Source organism: Janthinobacterium sp. BJB401 (genome assembly GCF_013372745.1).
Classification (GTDB): domain Bacteria; phylum Pseudomonadota; class Gammaproteobacteria; order Burkholderiales; family Burkholderiaceae_D; genus Janthinobacterium; species Janthinobacterium rivuli.
In genome coordinates, this window is sequence record NZ_JABXFH010000110.1 from 1 (window position 1) to 2,283 (window position 2,283).

Consider the following 2,283-nt stretch of genomic DNA (forward strand, 5'->3'; position numbering starts at 1 on the left):
GCGGCCTACCCGCATGCGCAGTGCATCCACCAGTTGTTCGAGGAACAGGCCGAACGCACGCCCGACAAGGTGGCGCTGGTGTGCGAAGAGCGTTCGCTGACCTACCGCGAACTGAACGAACGCGCCAACCAGCTGGCGCATTACCTGTGCGAGCAGGGTGTGGTGGCCGACACGCTGGTGGGACTGTATGTCGAACGCAGCATCGAGATGGTGGTCGGCGTTCTGGCCATCCTCAAGGCCGGCGGCGCCTATGTGCCGCTGGACACGAGCTACCCGAAGGATCGTCTCGCCTACATGCTTGAGGACTGCGGTGCCACTATACTGCTGACCCAGGACGGGCTGCATCAACAGGCGTCGGACATGGTGGCAGGGCGCAGCATAGGCATTGCCAGCCTCGATTGCAAAGAACTGAATGATGCGCTGCCGGGCCGCAGCAGGCAGAATCCCCATGACTGCCATGCCGGCCCCCGAAACCTTGCCTATGTGATCTATACTTCCGGCTCCACTGGTCATCCCAAGGGTGTGCTGGTCGAGCACCAAGCCCTGGTCAACCGCATCGACTGGATGCAGCGTGAATACCCGCTCGGCGAGACGGACGTCGTCCTGCAAAAAACGCCGTTCGGTTTCGACGTCTCCGTGTGGGAGCTAACCTGGCCGTTCATTGCCGGCGCGCGCTTGGTCATGGCAAAACCCGAGGGGCACAAGGATACGGCCTATCTCGCGTCCGTGATCCAGTCCGAAGGGGTGACAACGCTGCACTTCGTTCCGTCGATGCTGCGCCTGATGGCCAGCGATGAAGGCTGGCAGCACTGCACGTCCGTGCGGCAGGTGTTCTGCAGCGGCGAGGCCCTGCCCGTGGATGTAGTGGCAAGCCATTACGCCGCCAATGCTGCGCCCCTGCACAACCTGTATGGCCCGACAGAAGCGGCAATCGATGTCAGTTACTGGGCCTGCCCGAAGGCTGTGGATCTGGTGATGGTGCCGATCGGCCGCCCGATCCAGAACATGGCGCTTTACGTTCTGGGCGCGCAAAATCAGCTGCTGCCCAAGGGAAGCATCGGCGAGCTGCACATTGGCGGCATCGGGCTGGCGCGGGGCTATCTGAAGCGTTCTGAACTCACGGCCGGGCGTTTCATTCCAAATCCTTTCCATGATCCGCTGGACCCGTCCAGCAGCGCGCGCCTGTACAAAACGGGTGATCTCGCGCGCCATTTGGCAGACGGCAACATTGAATATATCGGCAGGATCGACGACCAGGTGAAGATCCGCGGCCTGCGCATAGAACTGGGTGAAATCGAGAGCCAGTTGGCGGCGTGCGCGGGTGTGCTGGAGGCGGTCGCCGCCGTGCGCGAAGACCGGCCCGGCCATCAACGACTGGTGGCCTACGTCGTGCCTGACGACTCGACGGCACTGTCGATCCCCGCGCTGCAGGCCGCACTCGTGCGAGTGCTACCCGAGTATATGGTGCCGTCGGCGTGGCAGGTGCTGGACGCCTTGCCATTGACGCCGAACGGAAAACTGGACCGCAAGGCGCTGCCGGCGCCCGATGGCAGCCACCTGCTCGATGAATACCTAGCGCCGCGCACCGCGACCGAGGAAACGTTGGTAGGGATCTGGGCTAGCCTGCTTCAGCTCAATTCGGGGGACATCAGTGTCAACGCGAATTTCTTCGCGCTCGGCGGCAATTCGCTGCTGCTGGTCCAGCTGTTTCGAGTCATCAAGTCAAGCTTCGACGTCGAAATCGGCGTCAGGGGAGCATTTACGAACGTAACCATCGGCTTGATCGCCAAGTCGGTCGATGCTTTGCAAGGCAAAAGCAAACTGGCTCAGGAATTGTCGGCGGTGCCTGCCAATCAAATCGAAGAAATGGAATTCTGAAGATGAACTACGTAAATGAAGTCTTGCTGCAACTTGGAGCCAAGGGGATCGAAGTATTTGTTGAGGGCGGAACCCTAAAGGCGAGGGCCCGCAAGGGCTCGCTCGATGCCGATGCCGTGCAGCTTATCAAGAACAACAAGCAGCAGCTCATTGACTATCTGAACCAGAACTCCGTGTCGGCCGGCGCCAGCCGCATGAACGTGGTGGCCATGCCGCGCCACTCCGGCAAAGTGGCCGTATCGTTCGCGCAGCAGCGCCTGTGGTTCCTGGACCGGCTCGACGGCGGCAGCGCGCACTACAACATGCCGTCCACCCTGCGCGTGACGGGCCGCTTCGATGTCGCCGCCGCCGAGCAGGCGTTCCGGCGCATCATCGCGCGGCACGAGCCGCTGCGCACGGTGTTCA

Annotated in this window: 2 protein-coding genes; both read left to right on the plus strand. The window is 61.9% G+C overall.

The window, feature by feature from the left end:
• On the plus strand, positions 1-1,878 hold a 1,878-nt coding region (locus HWE17_RS28360; RefSeq protein ID WP_176391104.1), incomplete at its 5' end, for an amino acid adenylation domain-containing protein.
• Positions 1,879-1,880: 2 nt separating this feature from the next.
• The coding region (locus tag HWE17_RS28365; protein WP_176391105.1) for a condensation domain-containing protein at positions 1,881-2,283 on the plus strand (403 nt) is incomplete at its 3' end.